Source organism: Ruegeria sp. AF8 (assembly GCF_056541825.1).
Genome location: NZ_JBQFYW010000015.1, coordinates 1 through 25322 on the forward strand (window position 1 = coordinate 1; position 25322 = coordinate 25322).

A 25322-nucleotide genomic window follows, 5' to 3' on the forward strand; every position below is an offset into this window, starting at 1 on the left:
ATAATCTCTTCCGGCTTCGGTCTCTTGTTTGCCATTCTTGGTCCTCCGTTTCCTAAACATAACGGTGGACCAGTTCAGTTGGGGAGGCTCAATGTGCCCGGATTGCGCATCCGACTGACCGGCAATCAGATCGACCAGCTCATCGGTGAATTCGGGAACGTCCATCAGCTTGGTCCACGGCCACTGCAACGCGGGGCCGAACTGCGCCATGAAGTGCTTCATGCCTGCCTCGCCACCGGCAACACGGTAGGTCTCGAACAGGCCCATCTGCGCCCAACGCAGACCGAAGCCCATGCGGATCGCCTCATCCAGCTCTTCGGTGGTGCAGATGCCGTCCTTGATCAGCCAAAGGCCCTCGCGCCAAACCGCTTCCAGCAGGCGGTCCGCAATGTGGGCGTCGATCTCTTTGCGCACAGTCAGCGGGTACATCCCAATCGATCGCAGAATGTCAGACGCCTTGGAGCAGGTATCTGCGTCGCCCACCAGTTCGACCAGAGGCAACAGGTAAACCGGGTTGAAAGGATGGGCCACGACAACACGACCACCATGTTCGTTCAACTCGGAAGGTTTGAAGCCGGACGTAGAGGATCCGATCACCGCATTTGCCGGTGAAAGTTCACCAATCTGCGCGTGAATCTTGTGTTTCAGGTCCAGACGCTCGGGAACGCTTTCCTGCACCCACGCAGCGCCGGCCAGCGCTTCGCCGATGTCGTCATGAAACGCCAGAGTACCTTCTGCAGGCATGGCTTTGTCGTAAAGCGCGGGAAGGGCGCGGCGCGCATTGGCCAGCACTTCACCGATCTTACGTTCGGCTTCGGGGTCCGGGTCAAAGACAGAAACGTCCCAGCCGTTAAGCAGGAACCGGGCAACCCAGCCCCCGCCGATAACACCGCCGCCAACAATGGTTGCTTTCTTGGCGGCGCTCATGCTGCGACGCCTTTTGCGACGGGTGCGCGTTTGGTCAGGCCCAGCTTTTCTCGCACGGCATCGGGGCCGATGATCCTTGCGCCCATGCCTTCGATCACGCCAACGGCGCGTTCCACCAGCTGGGCGTTGGTCGCCAGCACACCTTTGTCCAGAAACAGGTTGTCTTCCAGACCAACACGAACGTTGCCGCCCGCCAGAACCGATTGCGCGGCAAAGGGCATCTGGTCACGGCCTAAACTGAACGCCGACCACGTCCAGTCCGAAGGCACGTTGTTGACCATCGCCATAAATGTGTTGATGTCGTTTGGCGCGCCCCAAGGAACGCCCATGCACAGCTGTACCAGCGCATTGGGTTCCAGAATGCCCTCTTTCACCAGTTGTTTGGCAAACCACAAATGGCCGGTATCGAAAGCCTCGATCTCGGGCTTCACACCCAGGTCGGTCATCATCTGACCCATCGCCCGCAGCATGCCGGGGGTGTTGGTCATGACATAATCGGCCTCGGCAAAATTCATGGTGCCGCAATCCAGCGTGCAGATTTCCGGAAGGCACTCGGCAATATGGGCCATCCGCTCAGACGCGCCGATCATGTCGGTTGCGGCTTCGTTGACTGGGAAGGGGTTTTTGGTCGAACCAAAAACGATGTCACCGCCCATGCCGGCGGTCAGGTTCAGCACTACATCCACCTCGGCGTCGCGGACACGGTCGGTCAGTTCACGATACAGACCCAGATCGCGCGAAGGTGCACCGGTTTCAGGGTCGCGCACGTGGCAGTGCACCACTGCGGCGCCGGCTTTGGCCGCGTCGATCGCCGAGTTCGCGATCTGTTCGGGCGAGCGTGGAACATGCGGCGACTTGTCCTGAGTGCCACCCGAACCCGTGACGGCACAGGTGATGAAAACTTCACGATTCATTGCGAGAGGCATGATTTGTGTCCTTTGATCAGCATTTGAGGTCTGGATGGTCTGTGAACTGTGCTATCGCGCTGGGATTGGCGAGGCCGGTCAGGTCGCGTATGGGTTGGTTGTTGACTGCGTCGCGCACAGCCAGTTCGGCGGTTTTGCCGGACTTCGTCCGCGGAATTTCCGCGACTTGGATGATCTTTGCCGGGACATGCCGTGGCGAAGCGTTGGTGCGAATCTCGGACTTGATCCGAGAGACCAGATTGCCATCAAGGGTAACGTCCTTGGGTGTGGTCACGAACAGGACAACGCGCACATCGTTTTTGATATTCTGCCCGACGACGACCGAGTCCTCGATCTGTTCGATCTTGTCCAGCTGCCGATAAATCTCAGCCGTGCCGATACGGATGCCACCTGGGTTCAGCGTAGCATCCGACCGTCCCAGAACGACATATCCGCCTTGTTCGGTCTGGATCGTAAAATCACCCTGGCGCCAGATGTTTTCATAGGTTTCAAAGTAACTTGCACGATAGCGCACCTGCCCCGGATCGTTGAGAAACCGCGTCGGCATCGAGGGATGTGCATTACGGCAAACCAACTCACCGGCCACTCCTTCAACCGGGTTTCCGTCACTGTCCAGCGTGGCGATATCCAGACCCAGCATCGGAGCCTGAATCTCGCCTTTATGAACCGGCAGCGTTGGGCAGCCACCAATGAAACACCCTAGAATATCTGTGCCCCCGCAGATCGATGCCAGCTGCACATCCGACTTCCAGTCCCGGTAGACATGGGCAAAACCGTCAGGGGACAGGGGAGAACCGGTCGACAATACCACACGAAGGGAGGAGAGGGAGTGACTGTCGACCGGTCGAATGCCGCGTTTCAGCGCAGCATCAATGAATTTCGCAGAGATTCCGAAGTGGGTAACCTGCTCGGACTCGACCAGATCGAACAGACGCGAGATGCCCGGATAGGCTGGGTTGCCATCGAACAGGATGATTGCGGCCTCAGAAGCCAGCGCTGCAACCTGCCAGTTCCACATCATCCAGTTACAGGTGGTGTAATAGAACATCCGGTCGCCGGGACGCAGATCGCAATGCAACTGTTGCTCCACCAACATGCGCTGCAATGTCCCGCCGCCCGAATGCTCGATGCATTTCGGTTTTCCGGTCGTGCCGGAGGAAAACATCACATAGAGCGGATCGCGAAAGCCCATCGGGCGGCATTCCAGCGGCGGCGCTTCAGCGGGTTTGAAACTGTCATACGAAGTCATGCCTTCGGGCAGATCGGACCCGTCCTGCGCATAGGGCCAGACAATGACCTGTTCGATCGTTGGCACCCGGGCGGCGACATTGGCGATGGTCTCACGGGTGTCAAAGACCTTGCCGTTGTAGAAATAACCATCCGCCGCGAACATCAGCTTGGGCGCGATCTGACCAAAACGGTCCACGACCACGTCCGCCCCGCTTTCCGGCGCACATGACGACCAAACCGCGCCAAGCGACGCTGTGGCCAGCATGGCCGCCACGGTCTGTGGCATATTCGGAACAAACCCTACGATGTGGTCGCCCGCGACAATTCCCGCACCCTTCAGGGCAGCCGCCAGTCGCTCGACCTCGTGCTTCAACTCGGCACGACTCCACTGCAGGCGGCGATTGTCTTCGCCATAGAAGATGATGGCGTCCCGGTCGTCGGGGTTCTTCAAAAAGGTTTCGACAACATTCAGACGCGCATTCGGAAAAAACCTGACGTTCAGGGGATCATCATCTGGGATTAGTGTAGTGTCTCCGGCGTCGCCGACCAGACCGCAGAACTCCCACGCCAGACGCCAGAATTTGTCCGGCTGATCCACGGACCAACGGTGCAGATCCGCATGGGTGTGAAACACCGTGCTTGCCTGACGGCTTGCGATGTTTTGAAACGAGGCAAGCCGTGTTTGCAGAACTTGCTCGACGTGGGGCTCCCAAAGAAGTTCGGCATCCGGCATGTGGCAACAGGCTTCCGTAAAGAAGGAACTATGAGTCGACGAGCGACGAGGTGGCGCGAAGCTACTTTCAAAAATTCAACCAGTTCGATACATTTCTCGTCAGGAGGAATACATTTGTCGTCAAACTTGCATGAAAGTTTCGAGTTTTTCTTGCTCGACGGGTTTTCAAACATGGTGCTTGCCAGCGCGATGGAGCCTTTGCGCGACGTCAAAATGCGCGCGATGTTTGCAAACCTTGATTGGGAAGTCACGACCCTGAACGGCTCGACCGTCACCAGCTCCAGCAATCTGAAATTGTCACCGGACAGACGGTTTGATCCGAAGCTGACCAGGGGCATGCTTGTGATGGTGGCCGGCTATAGCGTACGCGAGCAGATCAATAAGCAATTGGTTTCGATGATCCGGCAGGCCTCCCGCAATGCCCGGCGGGTACTGGCTCTGGACATGGCATCATGGCTTCTTGCCGAAGCAGGGGTCCTGGACGGCCACAGCGCAACCATTCACTGGCAGGAACTGGATGCATTCGAAGAGGCTTTTCCAAACGTGAATACTTCGAAAGCGCGATTTGTGAGTTCGGGGCCATTTATGACATGCGGTGGTGCAAGCACCGCGTTGGAAATGATCCTCGATCTCATACAGGGCACATTTGGCCCGGCTGCCGCTTTCGATGCTTCAAGCATGTTCCTTTTTGATGCCGCGCGCCAGAAAGATCGTCGCCGAGGTGCTGCCCGGTTGCGCGACCGTGGATCGCCCAAACTGTTGAATGCGCTCAACATCATCGCAGAGAATGTCGAACGCCCTCTGACCACCTTCGAGCTGGCCGAACGCGTTTCCTTGTCGGAACGGACCCTGAACCGGGCTTTTGCGCAGGAGTTGGGGATGACCACCGGAAAGTACTACAAGCTATATCGCCTTCAGCACGCGCGATATCTGGCACAGGAAACACGCCTGAGCACCGAGCAGATCGCCTTGCGGTGCGGATTTTCCTGCGGATCGGCGCTGGGTCGTTCATTCACCAAGGTCTTCGGTAAACCGATCAGCTCGTTTCGCTGATACCCCAGTTCCGCTTCGACGGAATGGACATCTCCTGATCTCTCCTCTGGCAGATCTTCGAGGTAGAAGCCATCGGGTCATGGCTTTGTTGCACAAACTGCCCGGGGGATTCACTTGGGGAATTCAGCGTGATGGCCGGTGATCATGTGCAGTCAGGGTTGTATCGCAAGCATTGGATTTGGATTGCCGGAAAACGGGTAACCTCAGAGCGGTGCAGCTTCTGCAGGAAAACACAAAGATCAACAGCGCTGACCATGGTGTGTGTCACGCAAGAGATGGGTATTGCCAAGGCGGTGGCCGCCCGGATGGTCTTTAGGGATCAAGGCCAGATCATTGTGGGAAATGATCCCGTGAGCTTTTCGAGAACCCGCAATGCGAGCGGACCAAACTGTCCCCGAGCCAAATCCTGCAACACTGAGCCAATGCCTGACTTCGTCAAGATGCAGGGGCTTGGCAATCACTTCGTGGCGGGACTTGGCAATATCGATTGCCACCAAAACAGGTTCTGCCTGTGCAAAACTGGGTTCGGTCATAGCCGGTCTCCTCTGCAGGGTGGTTTGTCGCAAAACCACTGTAGAGACCTGAGAACCGAGATGATCGGCCCGGTGGCGCACAGTTTAAGCGGACGATACCGGTTTCCGAGTGAATTCCCCTCAACCCTGATGTGAAAAATTCAGTTTCAGTCTTTTGATCCGGCTGAAACATAAGAACTCTGACAGAGGAGAAATCGCAATGCGGACAGGCGGGCAGGTTCTGATCGACATGCTGCGGGTCAACGGCGTCGAAGCCATTTTCGGCGTCCCCGGTGAAAGTTATTTGGCGGCGCTCGATGCGATGCACGATTGCCCGAACACCATGAAATACTACACCACCCGGCAGGAAGGGGGCGCGGCGTTCATGGCGGCAGCGTACTCGGACGCCACAGGCAAGCCGGGCGTGTGTTTCGTGACACGTGGACCCGGCGTAACAAACGCCTCGATCGGGGTGCATACGGCGCAGCAGGGTTCGACCCCGCTGATCCTGCTGATCGGTCAGATTCCACGCGCCCATCGCGACAAGGAAGCCTTTCAGGAGGTCGATTACCGCCGCTTTCTGGGCCATATGGTGAAATGGGTCGCCGAAATCGACGACCCCGCCCGCATCCCGGAATATGTCAACCGCGCCTTCCGCACAGCTCTGTCCGGGCGCCCCGGCCCGGTAGCGCTGGCGCTGCCCGAGGATATGCTGGCTGAATTGACAGACACCGCCGATCTACCGCAGGTCAAACTGACGCCCCCCGCACCCACGCACAAGGATCTGGAGCGGGTGGCCGAGCTTTTGGCAGCTGCCGAGCGCCCGCTGCTGTTGCTGGGCGGCACCTGCTGGGCCGAAGACGGACAAGCCGCCGCAATCCGTTTTGCCGAAGATCACGGGCTTCCGGTTGCGGTTGGGTTCCGGCGTCAGGGGCTGTTTCCTCATGACCATCCGAATTTCATCGGCAATCTGGGTTTTGGCGGCAACCCCATGCCCAATGAATATGCAAAATCCGCCGATCTGGTGATCGCCCTGGGGGCGCGGCTGAATGACGGGACCACGCTGAAATTCAGCCTCGTTCAGTCACCGCAGCCTGCGTGCAAGCTTGTTCATATCCTGCCGGGGGCCGAGGATTTGGGACGGCTCTATCAGGCCGACCTACCGATTCTGTCCGACCCCAATGAGGCGGCGAAATCACTGGCGCTGCTGCCTGTCGCGAAACGGCATTCGCCAACCCGAGCGCGCGCGGATTACGAAGCGATGCGGGCACTGCCAGCCCAGCGTGGTCCGGTGGATATGGCCGAAGTGATGCGTGTTCTGAACACCACCCTACCGCCCGAGACCACCATGACCACCGGCGCGGGCAATGCCGCCGACTGGCCCAATATTCACTTTAACTATCGACAGTTTCTGGGGGCGTTGGCCCCCATTTCAGGGGCAATGGGCATGGGTGTTCCGGCGGCGGTGGCCGCCAAGATGGCGCGACCCCATGCACCTGCCGTCTACATCGCCGGGGATGGCGATTTCCTGATGAACGGGCAAGAGCTGGCAACGGCGGTTCAATACGGCCTCAATCCGATTTTCATCATTGTCGACAATGGCATGTACGGCACGATCCGCACCAATCAGGAACGCAAACACCCCGGTCGCATCTCGGGCACTTCGCTGACCAACCCCGATTTCGCTGTTGTCGCGAAAGGTTACGGCGCGCTTGGCGAACGGGTAGAAACCACCGCCGAGTTTGCCCCAGCGCTGGAACGTGCACTGGCATCGGGCAAAGCCGCTGTCATTCACGTTCTGGTCGGGCCGGAAAGCCTGGGCCCCAACCTGACACTGTACGATCTGGCCGAGGCTTCGTGATGCTGTCCCATCTGGTCCAAGCACTGCCGCCGTCACCGATCATCGGTGTCTTCGACAAGGCCTTTGAAATGCGACAGGCCGGGGTCGATCTGATCGACTTTTCCGTGGGCGAGCCGGATTTCGACACCCCCGCCCATATTTGCGGGGCCGGGATCGCGGCAATCCGGGCAGGTGATACCCGGTACACGCCGACCGACGGTAACGGTGCCGTCAAATCAGCCGTGATCGAAAAGTTCCGCCGCGACAACGGGCTAACTTTCACTCCGCAGGAGATCATTGTCTGCTCAGGCGCCAAACCGTTGTTGGCAACCGCCATTCAGGCAGTGTTGAACCCCGGAGATGAGATGATCCTGCCCGTGCCGCTCTGGGCGTCTCATCTTGGGATGGTGCAGGCGGTCGGCGGCTCGCCGGTGCTGGTCGATACGACCGGTGATGCCTTCAAACTGACGCCAGGCGCGCTGGAGGCAGCCATCACGCCCCGGACGCGTTTGTTGATGATCTGCTCTCCCTCCAACCCCACAGGGGCGGTATATTCCGCCGCGGAACTGGAGGCGCTTGCTGGGGTGTTGCGACAGCACCCCAAGGTCAACATAATCTCGGATGACTTGTACGAGCACATCATTTTCGATGGCGCGGAATTCGCGACGCTGGCCGCAATTGCCCCGGATTTGCAATCACGGGTTCTGACCGTCAATGGCGTGTCGAAATCTTATGCCATGACCGGATGGCGCATCGGTTATGCTGGCGGCCCGGCATGGTGGACCAGCGGTATACGCGACCTGTTCAGCCAGACCAATGGCGGGCCATGCTCGATCAGTCAGGCGGCCACCGTGGCGGCCTTGACCGGGCCGCAAGCGTTTCTGAAGGACTGGTGTGCCACCTATCAGCTCCGCCGCGACTTCGCACTGGCTGGTCTGGCCAAAATTGACGGGCTGAAAACACAAACGCCGGGCGGCGCGTTCTACCTGATGCCGGATTGCGGCGCGTTGTTGGGCCGCACCACGCCGGAAGGTAGAAAACTGACAAGCTCCACCGAACTGGCAGCTTTTTTTCTGGAACATGGCGTCGTAGTGGTTCCCGGTCCGGGATTTGCCTGCGATCCGTTTTTCCGGATGTCGGTAGCCACGTCGGAAGATAAAATCTCGGAAGGTCTGAAACGTATGAAAACCGCAGTGGAGAAGTTGCGCTGATGGCACCTCGATTTGACCAGTTCGCCGCTGATCTGACCTATGACGATCTGCCCGAAGCCGCCCTGTGGACCCTGCGCCGATCATTTGTCGATACGATGGGTGTGGCCGCTGTCGGGGCAACAACAGAATTGTCGGGAATCGCCCGCCGGGTGGCTCCGATGATTTTCGGTTCTGGCACCTCGGGATCGGCAAGGATGCTGATGGGCGGGGGCGCGGTCAGCCCCGTCGGCGCGGCTATGGCCGGGGCGTTCACCGTAGACAGTATCGACGCCCATGATGGCACGACGCCGTGCAAGGGGCATGCGGGCTCGGCCATCTTCCCGGCGATGATCGCCATGGCGCAGGCCAGCCCGGGCGAATTCGACGGCAGACGTTTTGCCGAAATCCTCGCCACCGCCTATGAAATCTCGTACCGCGCCGGGCTGGTACAGCACGCCACCTGCGCCGATTACCACACATCGGGCGCCTGGACCGCCGTGGGCGTTGCCGCCGCCGGGGCCAAATTGCTGGGCGGCAATGCCGAACAGATCCGCCAGGCCGCTGGGATCGGGGAATATCACGGCCCCCGCAGCCAGATGATGCGCTGCATCGACCACCCCACCATGGTCCGCGATGGTGTTGGCTGGGGCGCACCCTCGGGGGTTACGGCCGCCTATTTGGCGATGGAAGGGTTCACCGGCGCTCCGGCGCTGACCTGCGAATGTGAAGACGGCGCGGAATTCTGGGCGGATCTGGGAACCGGCTGGCGGCTGATAGACCACACCCATTACAAGGCTTATCCCTGCTGCCGCTGGGCGCACCCGTCGCTTGATTCTGTGCATGACATGATGCAGCAGCACGGATTCACGCACGAACAGGTGGATAGTGTCGAAATACGCACCTTCCACTATGCGACCCGGCTGGCCGGGCACGAGCCGCAAAATCAGGATGAGTTCGCTTATGCCATCGCCTTTCCCGTTGCGGCGATGATCGTGCGCGGTCAGGTCGGAGTTTCCGAGTTGACCGACGCAGCCCTGAAAGACCCGGACATCCTGCGCGTCAGCCGCGCCATCAAGCTGATTGACGACCCGGAAATGACCCGCATCAGCACAGAAAAACGCTGGGCGCAGGTGACGATCATTCTCAAGGACGGCAGGCGGATCGAGGACGCGCCCCGCACCCCGCGCGGCGACGCAGACATACCGCTGAGCGATCAGCAAATCACCGACAAGTTCCACATGCTTGCGGACCCGGTTCTGGGCAGCGCGCGCGCCCGGGACATCCACGACCTGTCGGCGCGGTTCGATCACCTGACGGTGCGGGAACTGCAACATCTTCTGACGCTGTGCACCTCAACGCCCTGACTGGAAAAGGCTGGGACGTTCAGAAGGATTACCCTATGTTCCGCTGATTAGCATTTCGTGAGTGTTCAGATGTCACGCAAAATCCCGCCTTTTGCCGCCATCCGGGCTTTTGAAGCCGTCGTTCGGCTTGGCCGCAATGTCGAAGCCGCGCAAGAGCTCAACATCACCGCGTCAGCGGTAAGCCACCAGATTCGGTCGCTTGAAGCGTTTGTTGGCACAACACTGTTGCAGCGCGGAGCCAACCAGGCGGCTGAACTGACCGAGGAAGGAAAAGCGATCTACGAACCGGTGCGTCTGGCCCTGGACTCGCTCGACGCGGCATTTGCCGAATACACGGACACCAAAAGCAACCAGTCGGTCTCGGTTCACATGTACCAGTCGCTGGCCAACATGTGGCTGATCCCGAAACTTCCGAAACTGCGCGAAGTCGCGCCCAACGTTTCGGTCAATATCGTCACCATGCCCGAAGAGATCACCCTTAGCGGCAGTGACGTCGATATGGCCATCGTGTTCTCGGACAAACCACCGCAGGAAGCACGTTGCGTCAAACTGTTCGACGAGGTGATCCAACCGGTTTGCGCGCCGGAATATCTCGAGGCCCGCGGCTCGGTTCCGCAACCAGAGGAATTGTTATCGGAACCTCTGATCCGCAGCCGCCACCACGTGAATGAGTGGAGTCGGTGGTTTTCAGCCGCCGGGCTAAGTGAAACATCCTGGAAACCGGTTGCTGTGATGGACAATCGTTCAAACGCTTTGCAGGCCGCCCAAAGCGGCTTGGGCTGGGCCATGGATCGCCGCCCCTTTGGGGAAGAAGGCCGTCGCAAAGGATATCTTGTCGCACCGCTTGATCTCAGCCTGCCAACGGGCAACGCCTATTACCTGCTGACTTCTTATCGCGCTGACGGATCCCGCGCCGTCACGCAGTTCCGCAACTGGCTTCTCCGCATCTGCACGAAGGAGTTCCATCTTGGCTGACCGCGTCCATAACGGGCTGCCCGCTATCGTGCAGACGGTTCCCGGCGGGATCAAAGGGTGGCCCGGTCAGGATATTCGCCTTGTGCGGTTCCGGGAAAGTACAGTTGCAGGTAATGCGTCAGGATACGGTGCCAAGCTCGGTCTTTGAGCACGAGACAATCTCAAGGGTCTTGGAGAGCTTCTGGATGTCCGCCGTGCCGGTGACCAGCGGGTCATGGAAGAACTGAACCGCGTCGATCTCCTGCATGTGTAAGATGACTTGGGCATCCATCGGATCGCTCTGGTCCCAGCTGTTGTGCAGGACCTCCGCGGGTCCGGGCGAATACGGTGTCGCTGCAACCTCCAATGCCACAAAAATGACTGCCCCGTGTGTTGTCAGAGCTTTGATCATGAAAAGGACCGAGGCTATTGGAATCGGAAGGCATGAACGAACATCAAGGATTTTCGCGGTCCGCAGGACAAAGGACTTGCAGCAACTAGAGCTTCAATACCAATTCGACGTTTTTTCCACGGCCCGGAGTTCTTTCGTCGAAAACGAGCTCCATTCCAACTTGCGGGCGATCAATCCGGATGCAAGGTTCTGACACTCGATTCAAAATTTAGATCGGAACAACTACATGCAAAAGCGTATTGCGATCCTCATCGCGCTGTTTTCTGTCACCGCAGGATGCTCTGCTCAATCATCCGGAGGCGGGGTCAAAGCAAATCAGATTGGCAGAGTCCCGGACTCCGTTCTGGCCTTGGCCGGCCCAGGGCAGGATTTGGCCACCGCCCGCCTTTTGCCGGAGGATAATTGTTTCTGGTATGAACACCGCGGACCTGTCGAAACGACCCTGGTACCCTTGCGCGCAACAAATGGCGCGCCGATCTGCGCCGCTCGCGAAGCTTGATCAAAGCGGCAGACCCAGTTCAACCGCCGCGAGGCGCTATGATCGGGCGGAAACGCTGTCTTCGGCTGAATATAGATATGCGGTCGAACCGATCTTAACGTGAGGGTAGAGATCGTTGATATGAGCCATGATCATTCGGACACAGCCAGAGCTTGCCCGACCACCTATGCTTCTGGATTGCGGTGTGCCGTGAATCCTCAGATAGGTATCTCGATTTCCGACGTATAAGTAGAAAGCACGGGATCCGAGCGCGTTGTTGGGGCCCGGCTCCATCCCGTTCCTGAACTCGGCATATTCGGGGTTGCGCTCGATCATCGAAGCCGTCGGCGTCCAGCTCGGCCACTCAACCTTGCGCCGGATATTGTAAGTTCCCGGCTCGTACAGGTTGCCGCGCGCGATGGCGACACCATAGCGCATAGCGGTTCCCCCGACTTCGATATGATAGAGATAGCGGGCGACGGCATCGACATGAATGTCACCCGGAACCAATCCATCGTTCGCCTCGACCCGGCGCGGAAGAAAACGCTCATGCACGCCCCATGGATTGCTTGTCGCAGGGTCATATCCGGGCGGCGTCACCCGGGCATCCCAAGCGGCCTTTTGCGAACCGGTGGGCCTTGTATTGGCCATCAGAGGGCTGGCTGTTGACGCAGAGAACAGCGCAGCGGTTGTCTGAATGAAATGGCGTCTTGTCAGCATACGTCCCATCCTAATCACGATCATGCCTTGCCGATATTGTGGCCCGGCAATCAAAGGTGAAACATAATGACACCAGCAGCAAAAGCTTCAAGAGTTTCCGGGTAACATTTGGTACATCCGGCCGATCAAGAATATTCCTGTGACCTTTTTGGCTCGGTTGTTTACTCCGTGAATTGCAACGAACGGCACATTGACAGGAACGACGCCCGCATTTCAGCCGTTTCTTGTTTACGCTTCCCGCCGGCACAAGCCTAAGGCCAGCACCCGCCATCTATTTTGACAGGACGGTAAGAATTTCCTGGGTCAAGGCGGCGACCTCAGCCGCTGCTACTCCATTTGGTGCAGCATCCTGCACACCCAGTCCACGTCCCAGCGTTTCGGCATACAATATCCTGTTTGCCAAGGTTTTATCCGCTAGCCCGGCGTCGATTTCTGCGGCCTTCTCAGCTATTTCCGCACCCAATCTTGTGCCCGAGCGGGTCCGATTCAACACCAGCATCGCTGGAGTGCTTGCTCGCCGGGCAAGATCCAGAACGCTTTCTGTTGCCCACAAGTCTACGTGGCTGGTAGCCACCGGAACCAGTACCAGCGCTGCCTTGCGCAAGGCTGGTCGTAAATCGCTGTCTGCTTTAGGCGGTGTGTCTACAAGCACAATGTCATGATCCCTGACAAGCTTACCGGCCTCGTATTCCACACCCCAGGCAGAAGACGTCGAAAACTCCATTCCAGGATCGGTCATTAAATCCCGACGAGCCATAAACCATCTGCCCAGCGTTCCTTGCGGGTCCGTGTCGATGATTGCAACTTTCCGGCCTGTTGCCGCTAGCCCAACGGCCAGGTTTGCCGTCAGTGTGGTCTTGCCACTGCCACCCTTCTGTTGGGCGATAGTGATTGTAATCCCCGTCATGCCAGCCTCCGCCTAGCAGCTACGCTGCAACGCAGCATTGCACATGCAGCGCCAAGATGCACGTGTCTAATTACCGCAGAGAAATTGCGGGAAATACCGTCGTGCCGGTTAGGGCCTGGAAATTCGAGGTTCAATGCAAAAAAACGTCGGCCAACTAGCGCGTTTTGTTCCCCATATGTCGCCCAGAATCGATAGGGACGCTCTTTGTGGTGCCTAGTGTTTCGTTAAGCCATTGAGATTATTGGTAGCGGAGGAGGGACTTGAACCCCCGACACGCGGATTATGATTCCGCTGCTCTAACCAACTGAGCTACTCCGCCACGAGTGAGAGGGCATGTAAGCGAGGGGCCGGGAAGGGTCAAGAGGAAAAAGCCCTGTTCCGGCAATGTCTCTGACAATTCCGGATTCGCCGGTCGTGTATAAAGGACGGATCGCCAGATACTCCGGTGTCCGGTCGCGGCGCATGTGCCCAACACCGGCATTTTGGGACAGCTTCTGGAATTTGCGCAGGGCGGATTCCCATGCGCGCGCCGACGGCATTGGGTGGGGTTTGACGCGTTCCGGGATGAACCGCCTTTCATTGCCGTCGCCGCTTGATATCGCACCGTTTTGCCGGCCAATCGCCTTCAGGGTGTCGACGTCCCGCACAACCAGGAAAGGAACGTCTGGGCATTTCCTTTTGCGGAGCCCCGCGGCGTCAGGGAACAATGGTACCCGCGGTCGGTCCTGCAGTGGTGATCCGAGGCCAGTACCAGCGCCTCGGAGATCAGGAATTCATCCACCAGCGGGCGCCAGCCGATACCGATGCCCAGACCGTTCTGGATCGCACGCAGATAGACCATATAGCTGTGAAACCGGTCGTATTCGGGGGGGGTCGGAGGTGTGATCCCCGAATCTGCGAAAAACCGCTCCCAGTCGCCACCATGTGCCGGCCCGCTCATCCGCAGCAGGCGTTGCGCGGCAAGATCTTCGAAACCCAGCCGGCGGTTGTCGGGAAGATAGCCGTATCGGCAGATCGCGATGGTGGTTTCGGGGGCGATAAAACCGGATAGCTGGTTCGCAAGCCCGTGCCGGTCGAAGGTGACGACGACGTCACATTGCGCGGGGTCGAAATCTGGGTTCTGGTCGCGGGTCACGATCTGAACCGGGATCTCCGGGTGCCGCGCCTGGAAATCGGCCAGACGCGGCAGAAGATAGAAACTGGTAAAGCCGATGGCGGCGTTGACGATGATTCCGAAATTCGTCGCGCGCGCGCGCAGTTCCTCGATACCGCCGCGCAACGTATCGAACCCCTGTGCAACCGAAAGGGCCAGGATTTCGCCCTCTTCCGTCAATGTCAGGCGTGGCTTGGTCCGCAGAAAAAGCTGCACGCCGAGATGGGCTTCGAGCGCTGCAACCTGGCGCCCGATGGCAGGTTGCAGAACGTTCAATTCCCGGGCGGCCCGGGTAAAACTCAGGTGCCTCAGCGCGGCCTCGAAGGCAGCGATCTGGTGGAGAGGGAGTGGTTCGCGATTCATAATTCATTCCTTGAATGAACTTTAATGGTTCACCGATTGAGCGTGTTTTCAAGGCAAATGTGAGAATATCGTTTCCCAAACCAAGCGGGAGGGGAATGATCTTGACCTACCAGATCTTGGCCTTGGGCGGGGATGGTATCGGCCCCGAGGTACTGATGGCCGGGCTGGCCGTTGCCCGCGCCACGGCCGAGGCCGAAGGTATTGATCTCGACATTCGCGAAGACCTGCTTCACGGGGCCTGCTGGGATGTGCACGGCACCTTTTGCCGCGAGGAAACGGTCAGTGCGGCAAAGCGCGCCGACGCCGTTCTGGTCGGCGCTGTCGGCGGCCCGCAATGGGACGACATCCGCGTTCCCGGCGGCCCGGAAATGCAGGACGGGCTGATGCGGCTGAGGCATGAGATGACGGCCTATGCCGGGCTCAGGCCCGCGCGGCACTGGCCCGTTCTGGCCGGGCGAACGCCTTTCGCACCGGGCCGGGCAGAGGGCAGCGACATCCTTGTGGTGCGCGAGATGTGCGGCGGGGTGATGTTCGCGCCCCCGCGCGGGCAACGGATCCGCAACGGTGAACGCTATGCCTTTGACACCGCCGGGTATGGCGAGGCCGAGATCCGGCGCCTGGCCGTGGCCGCCTTCGAACTGGCCCGGATGCGGCGCGGCCGTCTGGTCTCGGCGGATAAGGCCAACGTGATGGAAAGCTACAAACTCTGGCGCGCAGTGGTGGATGAGGTCGCGGCGGATTACCCGGAGGTCGAACTGACCCATCTGTATGCCGACAACTGCGCCTATCAGATGGCAATGAACCCCGCGCGATTCGACGTGGTGATGGGCTGCAACCTGATCGGCGATTTTCTGTCCGACCTCGCAGCCATCGTGTCGGGAGGGCTGGGCATGCTGCCGTCGGCCTCGCTGTGCGGATCTCCGAATGGCCGGGCGCGGGGCATTTACGAATCCGTGCACGGCTCGGCCCCCGATATTGCAGGAAAAGGGATCGCGAACCCGGTGGCCATGATTCTGTCGGTGGCAATGATGTTCGAACATTCCTTTGCGCGCCCTGATATCGCGCGCAATATCGAAAACGCGGTAGAGCGCGCCATCCAGGGCGGTGCCCGTACCCCGGATATCGGCGGCCAGTCGACGACGGATCAGGTGACCGAAGCGATCCTGGCCGAGCTGGCCGCATGACGCGGGAGTTTGACTATGTCATCGCGGGCGGCGGTTCGGCCGGTTGCGTTCTTGCCGCGCGTCTGGCCGGGGATGCATCCAACCGGGTCTGTCTGATCGAAGCCGGCGGCCGTGGGCGTGACCTGTTCATCCGGATGCCGGCAGGCAATGGTTTCGTCTTCGGCAATCCGCGCCTCGATTGGGGCTATACATCGGTGCCTCAGCCCGCATTGGGCGGCAGAACCATCTATTACGCGCGCGGCAAGGCGTTGGGCGGATCCTCGATCGTCAACGGCATGATCTATATGCGCGGCGTGCCGGCCGACTATGACCGCTGGCAGCAGATGGGCCTGGATGGCTGGAGCTTTGGTGAGCTGCTGCCCTATTTCCGCCGCGCCCAGGGCGCCCGCGACCGCAGCGATGTCTGGCATGGGCGGTGCGGGCCGCTCAAGACCGAGGCGTCGCGAAATTTCGGCGCGCTGGAGCGTGCCTTCATCGACGCCGCCGTCGCGGCCGGGCATGACAAGATCGACGATTTCAACGGCCCGCGCCGAACCGGGGTCGGGCGCACCGACAGCACCGTGTCGCGTGGCGTGCGTCAGTCCGCGGCCATTGCCTATCTCAAGTCGCGGCCCGGAAACCTGACCGTGCTGGCGGGACGCCATGCCGCCCGGATCGTGATCGAGGGCGGTCGCGCCGTGGGAATTCGGACAGTGACGGGCGAAACGATCCGCGCGACGCGCGAGGTTATCGTTTGCCAGGGGGCCTTCGGCACCCCCCAATTGCTGATGCTGTCCGGCATCGGCCCGGCGGATCATCTGGCGGCGCACGGGATTCGTCCCGTTATCGACCTGCCGGGCGTTGGCGCGCATCTGGCCGATCATGCCGATGTCCCGATCCGGTACGGCTCGGACCGCGAAGATCTCTGCCATGCGCGGCACCAGCGCCTCGACAAGGCGGCAGCGCTGATGGCACGCTGGCTGGTGAATGGCGGCGGACCCGGCGGCGGCGCCTTCTTTTCGACGGTGCTGTTTCACGCCTTCGACGATCCGTCCTTGCCGGAACTCGAGGTTTTCATGACGCCGATGGTGGTGGATGAGAATATCGGCAACGGCGCGCATGAACGCGCGCCACTGATGCAGCGCCTCGGACGGCGGCTTCTGGTGCGCGGATGCAAGCTGGCCCGGCCCGGCGTTCAAATCGACATCAACCAGGAACGGCCCCGCTCACTGGGAACGGTGCGTCTGGCCAGCGCCGACCCGCTGGCGCACCCGCTCATTGACCCGAACTATTTTTCCGATCGGCGCGATCTGGATGAACTTGTGCGCGGCGTGAAGGTGATGCGCGAGGTGATGGCACAGCCGCAGATCGCGCAATACCTGACCGGAGAGTTGGGTGTTTGGGCCAAAGCGCGAACAGAGGACGAGATCATTACCGCAATCCGGCAGACCGCCTATACCGGTCACCATCCCGCCTGCACCGCGCGCATGGGGCACGGCAACGATCCGATGGCGGTGCTGGACGCAGAACTGAGAGTGCGTGGTATCGACGGTCTGCGGGTCTGCGACGCCTCGGCGATGGCGACGCAGATCACCGGCAATCTCTACGCGACCGTGATCGCCATGGCCGAAAAGGCCGCCGACATGATCCTCGGGCATCCACCCCCGCCCGCCGAATATCCAGAAGAGGAAACCCCATGAGCATGACATGTGGAGAAGCCACGATGCGCCTTCTTGCGCGTTACGGAGTCACGACCGTGTTCGGAATACCCGGTGTGCACACGCTCGACCTGTGCCGGGGATTGACCGGCGGCGGCAATTCCGGCGCGATCCGGCATGTTCAGGCCCGCAACGAGCAGGGCGCGGGGTTCATGGCCGAAGGCTGGGCGCGGGCAACGGGCGAGGTCGGCGTGGCGGTGGTGATTTCCGGCCCCGGTGTGACCAATGCGTCGACGGCGCTTGGGCAATGCTATGCGGACAGCCTGCCGATGCTGCTGATCTCGGCCGAGCCCGACAGCCGCACCATCGGCAAGGGCTGGGGTGTGCTGCACGAGATCACCGAGCAAAAACGCGTGACCGAGCCGCTGACCGCGCTGTCGGTCACGGCCCAGCAGGCCACAGACGTGCCCGAACTGATGGCACAGGCCTTCTCGATCTTCGCCAGCCGCCGTCCGCGCCCGGTTCACATCTCGCTGCCGCTCGACGTTCAGGCCGAGATTGTCGAGGAAGACTGGCAGCCCGTGCCGCTGCCGCGCCGGCCACAGGCCGCGCCCGATCTGATCCGGGATGCGGCCCGCATGCTGGTATCCGCCGGCCGCCCGCTGATCATGATCGGCGGCGGGGCCACGGCGGCGGGTCGGGACCTGACCGGGATCGCGGAACGGCTGGGCGCGCCGGTGGTCTCTTCGACCGCCGGGAAGGGCATCGTGCCGGACAGCCATCCGCTACACCTGACCGGATCGACGGTACGCGGCGAGGTGCGGGATTATCTGGCGCAGGCCGATGTGATTCTTGCCGTTGGCACCGAACTGGCGGAAACCGACAGTTTCGTCGAGCGCTTGGAGCTGAACGGCGCTCTGATCCGCGTCGATATCGACCCGCACAAGATAAACGATTTCTACCCGGCCACACTGGGAATCATCGGCGACGCCGGCCCCGCGGTGGCGGCGCTGAACGCCGCGCTTGCGGGCCATGACGGCACAGAGCGGCGCGAAGTGGCCGAGGCCGAGGTCGCAGCGGTTCGCGCGGCGGTCAGGGCGGCGCTATCCCCGTCCGAAAAGCGGCATCAGAAACTTCTTGACCTGATACGCCAAACCGCCCCGCCGGAAACCGTCTTTTCCGGCGATGCCTGTCAGTTGGTCTATACCGGCGCTTTCGGGTTTGACCTGCCCGGCCCGCGCCAATGGTTCTATCCGGCAGGCTTTTGCGCCCTCGGCAATGCCCTTCCCAACGGCATCGGCGCCAGGATGGCCCGGCCCGGGACGCCTGTCGTGGTGTTGGCGGGCGATGGCGGTTTCATGTTCACGATGCCCGAACTTGTGACCGCGGCCGAGCTTGGGCTTTCGCTGCCGGTCATCATCTGGGAGAACGGCGGGCTCAAGCAAATCCAGGACGATATGGATCTGCGCGACATCGAACGCGTTGGCGTCGAGGGGATCAACCCGGATTTCGTGGCGCTGGCGAGCGCCTGCCGCTGCAACGGTGTCCATGCCGAAAGCGCCGAGGCCTTTACCAACGCCTTCACCCAGGCGCTTGCGGCGGACCGGCCGACGCTGATCGTAGTCAGGGAGAGCGATGCATGGCTGAACTGAGTACATTTCGCTATTTCGCCGGAAACGACTGGCATGATCCGGCCGGGGGCGGGTATTTCGACAGCGAGAACCCCGCAACGGGCGAGATCTGGGCCAGATTGCCCGATTGCCGCGCGGCAGATGTGGACCGTGCGGTGGCGACGGCGAAGGCCGCCTTTGATGATGGCCCCTGGCGTCGGATGATGCCCGCCGAACGCGGGCGGATCCTGCGCCGCGTCGGCGACGTGATCAGCGCCCATGCCGACCGGCTGGGTGCCGTCGAGCTGCGCGACAACGGCCGGTTGCCGAATATCGCGCCGGGATTGAAGGCGGGCGGCTGGCAGGTGGACAGCTGGCACTATTACGCGGGTCTTTGCGACAAGTTCGAAGGCCGGCTGATCCCGGCCGAAGTGCCGGACATGCACAATTATCAGACCTGGGAACCCTATGGCGTGGTGGCGGTCATCCTGCCGTGGAACTCGCCCATCGGTACGCTGATCTGGAAACTCGCCCCCTGTCTCGCGGCGGGCAACACGGTGGTGATCAAGCCATCGGAACAGGCCTCGTGTTCGGTGCTGGAACTGATGGAGGTGCTGGCCGAGGCAGAGCTGCCCCCCGGCGTCGTCAACGTGGTAACCGGCTTTGGCGAAACCACCGGAGAGCCCCTTATCGATCACCCCGACGTGCGCATGGTCAGTTTCACCGGCGGCACCCGGGGCGGGCGCGTGGTGGCCACCGCCGCCGCGCGGCAGGTCAAGCCGCTGGTCATGGAGCTGGGCGGCAAGTCGCCCCAGATCGTGCTGCCCGACGCCGATCTGGATCTGGCCGTGAACGGCATCGCTGCGGGCATATTTCCCGCGGGCGGGCAAAGCTGCATCTCGGGTTCGCGGCTTCTGGTGCATCGCAGCGTGATGGACGACTTCACCAGCCGCCTCGTGCGGGTGGTGCAAAAGGCCCGCGTCGGCCCGCCCGACGACCCGAGCGCGCAGATCGGTCCCATCGCCAACCGCCCGCATTACGAAAGCATCCTCACCCGCATCGGTGCCGCCGAGGCGGCGGGGCACAGGTTGCTGCTGGATGGGCGCACTGCCTGCCGCGAACGGGGCTATTATATCGGCCCGACGATCTTTGCCGATGTTCCGAACGGCTCGGATCTGGCGCAGAACGAGGTGTTCGGCCCGGTCGTTTCCACCGAAGCCTGGGACGACGAGGCCGAGGTGATCGCGCGGGCCAACGGCACGATCTATGGCCTTGCCGCCGGTATCTGGTCGCGCGACGTGACGCGCGCCATGCGCATGGCCAGCCGGATCGAGGCGGGCACCGTTTATATCAACAACTATTTCAACGCGGCGACGCAAAGCCCCGTCGGCGGCTGGAAGCAATCCGGATACGGCCGCGAAAACGGCTGGGAAGGCATGCGGGCCTTCCTGCAGACGAGGTCGGTGTGGCTGGCGACCGATCCCCGCCAGCCCGACCCCTTTCCGGCCTGAAAGGAGGCGAGCCATGCCGCAAATCCGCTCCAAGCTTGAACTGCGCGGTGGACGGGTCCCCGTGACCGCCGCCGAGGCCACCGCACGGGCCGCGGCCATCTTCACGGCGCTGGGCGTCACTCGGGACGTGGCGCAACAAGTGGCCGCGCATCTGGTCGACACCAGCCTGTGCGGTATGGAAAGCCACGGTCTGATGCGGACGCTGCAATATGCAGAACAGTTCCGCTCAGGCTATCTCAGGGCCGATGCGGAACCGGTCTGCCGTGTCACCCCGACAGGCGCACATGAGGTGGACGGGCAAGGCGGAATCGGCATTCCGGCGATGCAACTGGCCTTTGACGAAGGCTGTCGGCTGGCCCGCGACAACGGCATATCGGCCCTGGTGGTGCGCAACGCGGGCCACACGGGGCGACACGGCGCATTTGCCGAGGCGGCAGCGGACAAGGGCTTTCTGTCCGTCGTCATGGGCGGTGGGAACCGGCGGAAATGGCGGCAGGTCGCCCCCCATGGCGGCGCGCGCGCGATGTTGCCGACCAATCCCTGGTGCGTCGGGATTCCGGGCGGCGAAAAAGGCCCGGTCGTGCTCGACTTCGCGACGTCGAAAATCGCGGGCGGCTGGATCTATGCCGCGCGTTCCGCCGGGGCCCTACTGCCCGCGGGTTGCGTGATCGACCGGGACGGCAAGCCGACGCGCGATCCCGAAGACTATTTCGGCGGCGGCGCCATCCTGCCATTCGGTGAACACAAGGGCTATGGGCTGGCGCTGATGGCGGAACTGATCGCCGAAGCAATGCTGGGTCCGGTGACAACCGAATGCAACTGGTTGCTGATCTGCATCGATACGACCCGCCACCAATCCGCCGGCCGCTTGACGGCGGTCGCCGAAGATATCCTGTCCGAGATGCGGGCCTGCCCGCCGGCCCCGGGTTTCGACCGCGTCGAAATCCCCGGCGAGCGGGAACGCGAACACAGGGCGGCGGCCAGCGGTGTAATCGCCGTTCCCGAGGAAACCTGGGCCCAGATCGGGGCGCTGGCGGCCTCTCTCGGGGTTGAATGAGGTCGGTACGATGGAGCTTTGCGATTTTCTGGGCCAATGGATTGCCGGAACAGAGGTTCCGGCCGACGGTGAACTCGACCGGATCACGGCGGGCGCGATAGCCGACTGTTTTGGCTGCATACTGGCCGGGTCAGACAGCGACGTTGCCGAACGTGTTCGGCAGGCGCTGGTGCCGCTTGGCCCGGGCCAGATACCCGTGCCGGGAACCGAAACGCGCCTGCCTGCGCCCTATGCCGCGCTGGCGATGTCGGTGGCCGGACATGCATGGGATCTCGACGACTGGGAAGAACCCGGAAACACCCACCCGACAGTGGTTCTTTTGCCGACGCTTTTGGCGGCCGCCCACATGCGCCGCGCCTCGGGCCGCGCATTGAACACGGCCTATGTCATCGGAGCCGAGATCATCCTGCGACTGGGCGAGGCGGTTGGCCTTGGTCACTATGCCCGCGGGTTTCATTCGACCGCAACCCTTGGCACGATCGGCGCTGCCGCGGCGGCGTCCCGGTTCTTGGGCCTGACGGGTGATCAGGCCTCCCATGCGCTCGCCCTCGCGACCAGCCAGGCCGTGGGCTATACGGTGCAGTTCGGGTCGAACGCCAAGCCGTTGCAGGCGGGTTTCGCGGCCCGCGCCGGTCTTGAAGCCGCGCTCCTGGCCCAAAGCGAAGCCACCGGGCAACCATCGGTATTGGACGGCCCGCGCGGTTTCGCCGGCCTCATGGGCGAGCATTCCTCCGAACGTCTGGCCCGTCTCAAAACGCGGCTGGGCGATCCCTTTGCGCTTGCCGAATATGGCCTGATCCTGAAACCCTGGCCTTCCTGCGGCTATACCCACCGGCTGATGACCGCCGCGCTGGAGCTGCGCCCGCTTATCGGGGGCAGGCCGGACCGGATTACCGCCATTCACACCGAGATGCCCGATTTCCACAAGGCGATCCTGCCCTTCGACCGGCCCGTGTCCCGGAACGAGGCATTGTTTTCGGCCCCCGCCTGCGTCGCGCAAAGTATCGTTGCCGGAACGCTTACACTGGCCGACAGCGCCGCGCGCTTCTGGCTCAGGCCCGACGTCGCCCGTCTGGTCGGCCTATGTACGATTGCCTCTGTTCCAGCCCGCAACCCCCGGCTGAACAATGACCCGGATCAGCCGGATTTGCTGAGCGTCACCATGGCGGATGGCGAGGTTTTGCAGGCCAGCTGCGCCTATCCCCTGGGGGCGCCGCAGAACCCGATGAGCAACGATCATCTGGCGGAAAAATACCGCGACATCACCGGGCGCTCCCGGCGCGATTTCCAGCGCCTTCTTGGCTGGCGAGACGCCACCGATGCAGCGCAGTTCTTCATGGAGGCTTCACGATGACCAGACGCACACGCGGCGGGCGGGCCGCCTTGATGCAAGAGCGCGCGGGCGGGGCCGGATCGGGTCCGACCAAGGCGATCTGGCCGGGTATTGAAGGCGGGCGCTATCTGCCCCTGACCGCGCGCGAAGTCGGGATGATCGACGAGGTCGCGATGCGCATCCTGGAAGAGATCGGCGTGAAAGGCGCAACGGCGCGCTGTGTCGAAACCATCTGCGCGGCGGGCGGCAAGCTGACCGGGGATGGCAGGCTGCTCATGCCCGAACCGATGGTGCGCCGGGTGCTTGCGACCGCCGGGCGGGGTTTCAAACTCTACGGCCAGAAGCCCGAGCATGACATCGATCCGTCCGGGACGCGGACATATTTCGGAACTTCGGGCGCAGCCGTTCACATCATCGACAGCGAAACCGGCCAGATCAGGGACAGCACCCTGCGCGATCTTTTTGACATGGCGCGGCTGGCCGATGCCCTGCCCAACATCCACATGTTCCAGCGCACGGTTGTCGCGCGCGACCTGAACGACCCGCGCGAGATGGATCTCAACACCGCCTATGCCTGTCTGAAAGGCACCGCCAAGCCGACCGGAACGTCCTTCGGTTCGGCGGAGGTGATGGAAGAGGCCGTCGGCATGTTCGCAATGATCGCAGGCGGCCCCGACGCCCTGCGCCAGCGCCCGCCGGTTTGTGTTTCGACCTGTTTCATCGTGCCGCCGCTGACCTTCGCCGAAGAGGCGCTCGGGGTCATCGAATGCGCCGCGCGCCATGGCATTCCGCTCAAGCTCGTTTCCGCCGGTCAGGCCGGTGCGACAAGCCCCGCGCCGCTGGCAGGGGCCGTCGCGCAGCAGACAGCCGAAGTTCTGGCGGGTATCGTCTATGTCAACCTGCTCAACCCCGGTCACCCGGCCACTTTCGGCGCGTTGCCTTTCGTGTCCGACCTCAGGACCGGTGCCATGTCGGGCGGCAGCGCCGAACAGGGCCTTCTGATGGCCGCCTGTGCCCAGATGGCGCAGTTCTACGACATTCCCTGTGCGGTCAGCGCCGGCATGACCGACAGCAAGATGCCGGATTTCCAGGCCGGATACGAAAAGGGTTATACCGAGGTGCTGGCGTCATTGGCAGGGGCGAACCTGATCTATGAGGCGGCGGGCATGTACGGCTCGTTGCTGGGGTGCTCGCTCGAAAGCTTCGTTCTGGACAATGACCTGATCGGATCGGTCATGCGGGCCACGCGTGGTTTCGAGGTTACCCGCGAGACCCTGTCGCTGGAGACGATCCGCGACGTCTGCGTCGGCGGGGCCGGACACTTCCTCGGCCACGACCAGACCCTGAGCCGGATGCAGGACGACTATTTCTATCCCGCGCTCGCAGACCGCCGTACGCCCCAGGCCTGGGCAGCCGCGCCGGACAAGGATCTGCTTGAACGCGCCCGGTCGCGGACCCGCGAGCTGCTGTCGGCCCCCTGCCCGGACCATATCCCGGCGCGGATCGACCAGGAAATCCGCGCGCGTTTTCCCATCCGGCTGTGACATGTGCGACTATTCACGTAACCGCGAGGCATCTTCCCAAAGCTCAAACTTGTAGAAGGCGATGTGATTTATAGCCGAACACCAGCGGGCAGTCATGGCAGCGACAATCATGGTCGGGAACGATCCAGATCAAGGACTGGCGAGCGGAAACAGGCTATGAACAATCATCAGGTTTCGCGCGCCACGATGAAACAGGGCAATATCGCGCCCGGTACAGGAGCAAGGGTCATGGGAAATCCGAAGAAGACAGACGCCAACTTGAAACCAGCCACGCCTGCGATGAATTACGGCGTGATGGGTGTCAATCAGGCCGCCGCCAAAGCTTGGCTGCAAGTCCTGTCCGAAAGCACACGGTTCGTGACGGACCGCCTGCAACAGGACTTTGAAACGCAAATGGCGTTGCTGGAGTGCAAGACGCCGGTCGAACTGATGAAAGTTCAGTCGGAATTTCTCAAAACCGCCATGGAGCAGTACGCCGACGAGGCGGCGCGCCTCTACACGATGATGTCCAGGGCCACGGAAGAATCCATCAGTGATGCACCGTTCCGTCAATCGCGCGGCTATGACGACGTCCCGCTCTGAGTGCAGACGGATATCCTGAGCTGTGGCGAGATGACCGGCGGCGGCGGACCGTCAAACAACATGCGCCCGTTGCGATCCGTATGCAGGCAGGGGTGGTTCCGC

20 protein-coding genes, 1 tRNA gene and 1 pseudogene are annotated in these 25322 nt (G+C 61.6%); 13 read left to right on the top strand and 9 right to left on the bottom strand.

From position 1 onward, the window contains the following. The 3 genes from ACR0AO_RS18950 to ACR0AO_RS18960 all read right to left on the bottom strand — a co-directional run. Nucleotides 1-927: 3-hydroxyacyl-CoA dehydrogenase NAD-binding domain-containing protein (locus ACR0AO_RS18950; RefSeq protein ID WP_480607045.1), on the bottom strand; the 927-nt coding region annotated here is incomplete at its 3' end. Continuing rightward, the gene (gene bcoG / locus ACR0AO_RS18955; protein ID WP_480607047.1) at nucleotides 924-1853 is read right to left on the bottom strand and encodes a 3-dehydrocarnitine:acetyl-CoA trimethylamine transferase BcoG; all 930 of its coding nucleotides are present in this window, start codon (nucleotides 1851-1853) and stop codon (nucleotides 924-926) included. The genes ACR0AO_RS18950 and bcoG, both read right to left, overlap by 4 nt. Nucleotides 1854-1869: 16 nt before the next feature. Then, on the bottom strand, nucleotides 1870-3816 hold the full coding sequence (locus ACR0AO_RS18960) for an acetoacetate--CoA ligase (RefSeq protein WP_480607050.1): 1947 nt from the start codon (nucleotides 3814-3816) through the stop codon (nucleotides 1870-1872). Between the two features lie 30 nt (nucleotides 3817-3846). Here ACR0AO_RS18960 and ACR0AO_RS18965 point away from each other — a divergent pair, with 30 nt between their 5' ends. After that, a complete protein-coding gene (locus tag ACR0AO_RS18965) occupies nucleotides 3847-4869 on the top strand; it encodes a GlxA family transcriptional regulator (protein ID WP_480607310.1) in 1023 nt (340 codons plus the stop codon). A 239-nt stretch (nucleotides 4870-5108) separates the two neighbouring features. Here ACR0AO_RS18965 and ACR0AO_RS18970 read toward each other — a convergent pair whose 3' ends face one another. Next, the gene (locus ACR0AO_RS18970; protein WP_480607053.1) at nucleotides 5109-5402 is read right to left on the bottom strand and encodes a hypothetical protein; all 294 of its coding nucleotides are present in this window, start codon (nucleotides 5400-5402) and stop codon (nucleotides 5109-5111) included. Between the two features lie 199 nt (nucleotides 5403-5601). Between ACR0AO_RS18970 and ACR0AO_RS18975 the strand changes: the two genes are divergently transcribed. The 4 genes from ACR0AO_RS18975 to ACR0AO_RS18990 all read left to right on the top strand — a co-directional run bounded on the left by ACR0AO_RS18975 (nucleotide 5602) and on the right by ACR0AO_RS18990 (nucleotide 10750). Continuing rightward, on the top strand, nucleotides 5602-7242 hold the full coding sequence (locus ACR0AO_RS18975) for a thiamine pyrophosphate-dependent enzyme (protein ID WP_480607056.1): 1641 nt from the start codon (nucleotides 5602-5604) through the stop codon (nucleotides 7240-7242). Continuing rightward, the gene (locus tag ACR0AO_RS18980) at nucleotides 7242-8432 is read left to right on the top strand and encodes a pyridoxal phosphate-dependent aminotransferase (protein ID WP_480607059.1); all 1191 of its coding nucleotides are present in this window, start codon (nucleotides 7242-7244) and stop codon (nucleotides 8430-8432) included. Before ACR0AO_RS18975 ends, ACR0AO_RS18980 begins: the two co-directional genes overlap by 1 nt. Next, the gene (locus tag ACR0AO_RS18985; RefSeq protein ID WP_480607061.1) at nucleotides 8432-9775 is read left to right on the top strand and encodes an MmgE/PrpD family protein; all 1344 of its coding nucleotides are present in this window, start codon (nucleotides 8432-8434) and stop codon (nucleotides 9773-9775) included. The genes ACR0AO_RS18980 and ACR0AO_RS18985 overlap by 1 nt, the downstream gene beginning before the upstream one ends. Before the next feature lie 69 nt (nucleotides 9776-9844). Beyond that, nucleotides 9845-10750, top strand: a complete 906-nt coding sequence (locus tag ACR0AO_RS18990) for a LysR substrate-binding domain-containing protein (protein ID WP_480607064.1) — start codon at nucleotides 9845-9847, stop codon at nucleotides 10748-10750. 92 nt (nucleotides 10751-10842) lie between these two features. Here ACR0AO_RS18990 and ACR0AO_RS18995 read toward each other — a convergent pair. The 5 genes and pseudogenes from ACR0AO_RS18995 to ACR0AO_RS19015 all read right to left on the bottom strand — a co-directional run. Continuing rightward, a pseudogene (locus tag ACR0AO_RS18995) lies at nucleotides 10843-11057 on the bottom strand (IS110 family transposase); the annotation flags it as partial. A 619-nt stretch (nucleotides 11058-11676) separates the two neighbouring features. Continuing rightward, nucleotides 11677-12339, bottom strand: a complete 663-nt coding sequence (locus tag ACR0AO_RS19000) for a L,D-transpeptidase (protein WP_480607066.1) — start codon at nucleotides 12337-12339, stop codon at nucleotides 11677-11679. Between the two features lie 271 nt (nucleotides 12340-12610). Continuing rightward, entirely contained in the window at nucleotides 12611-13246 is a 636-nt protein-coding gene (gene parA, locus ACR0AO_RS19005) for a ParA family partition ATPase (protein ID WP_480607068.1), read from the bottom strand. 242 nt (nucleotides 13247-13488) lie between these two features. Beyond that, nucleotides 13489-13565: transfer RNA gene (locus tag ACR0AO_RS19010), tRNA-Met, on the bottom strand. Between the two features lie 306 nt (nucleotides 13566-13871). Further along, nucleotides 13872-14762, bottom strand: coding sequence for a LysR family transcriptional regulator (locus ACR0AO_RS19015; protein WP_480607070.1), 891 nt, complete (start codon nucleotides 14760-14762; stop codon nucleotides 13872-13874). A gap of 101 nt (nucleotides 14763-14863) precedes the next feature. Between ACR0AO_RS19015 and leuB the strand changes: the two genes are divergently transcribed. The 8 genes from leuB (at nucleotide 14864) to ACR0AO_RS19055 (ending at nucleotide 25220) form a co-directional block, all read left to right on the top strand. After that, nucleotides 14864-15946 (top strand): 3-isopropylmalate dehydrogenase, encoded by a 1083-nt coding sequence (gene leuB / locus ACR0AO_RS19020; RefSeq protein WP_480607073.1) that lies wholly within the window; start codon nucleotides 14864-14866, stop codon nucleotides 15944-15946. Further along, nucleotides 15943-17625 carry a GMC family oxidoreductase gene (locus ACR0AO_RS19025; RefSeq protein ID WP_480607076.1) on the top strand — a complete coding sequence of 561 codons (1683 nt, stop codon included), beginning with the start codon at nucleotides 15943-15945 and terminating at the stop codon, nucleotides 17623-17625. Before leuB ends, ACR0AO_RS19025 begins: the two co-directional genes overlap by 4 nt. Beyond that, complete coding sequence (locus ACR0AO_RS19030) at nucleotides 17622-19235, top strand: 5-guanidino-2-oxopentanoate decarboxylase (protein ID WP_480607078.1); 1614 nt, start codon at nucleotides 17622-17624, stop codon at nucleotides 19233-19235. The genes ACR0AO_RS19025 and ACR0AO_RS19030 overlap by 4 nt, the downstream gene beginning before the upstream one ends. Further along, nucleotides 19223-20704 carry an aldehyde dehydrogenase gene (locus ACR0AO_RS19035; RefSeq protein WP_480607080.1) on the top strand — a complete coding sequence of 494 codons (1482 nt, stop codon included), beginning with the start codon at nucleotides 19223-19225 and terminating at the stop codon, nucleotides 20702-20704. The genes ACR0AO_RS19030 and ACR0AO_RS19035 overlap by 13 nt, the downstream gene beginning before the upstream one ends. Nucleotides 20705-20717: 13 nt before the next feature. Continuing rightward, nucleotides 20718-21761: an Ldh family oxidoreductase gene (locus ACR0AO_RS19040; protein ID WP_480607083.1), complete on the top strand. Its 1044-nt coding sequence runs from the start codon at nucleotides 20718-20720 to the stop codon at nucleotides 21759-21761. A gap of 10 nt (nucleotides 21762-21771) precedes the next feature. Further along, entirely contained in the window at nucleotides 21772-23115 is a 1344-nt protein-coding gene (locus ACR0AO_RS19045; protein ID WP_480607086.1) for an MmgE/PrpD family protein, read from the top strand. Further along, nucleotides 23112-24638 carry a trimethylamine methyltransferase family protein gene (locus ACR0AO_RS19050; protein WP_480607089.1) on the top strand — a complete coding sequence of 509 codons (1527 nt, stop codon included), beginning with the start codon at nucleotides 23112-23114 and terminating at the stop codon, nucleotides 24636-24638. The genes ACR0AO_RS19045 and ACR0AO_RS19050 overlap by 4 nt, the downstream gene beginning before the upstream one ends. Nucleotides 24639-24794: 156 nt before the next feature. After that, complete coding sequence (locus ACR0AO_RS19055; protein ID WP_480607092.1) at nucleotides 24795-25220, top strand: phasin family protein; 426 nt, start codon at nucleotides 24795-24797, stop codon at nucleotides 25218-25220. Nucleotides 25221-25322: the final 102 nt, after the last annotated feature.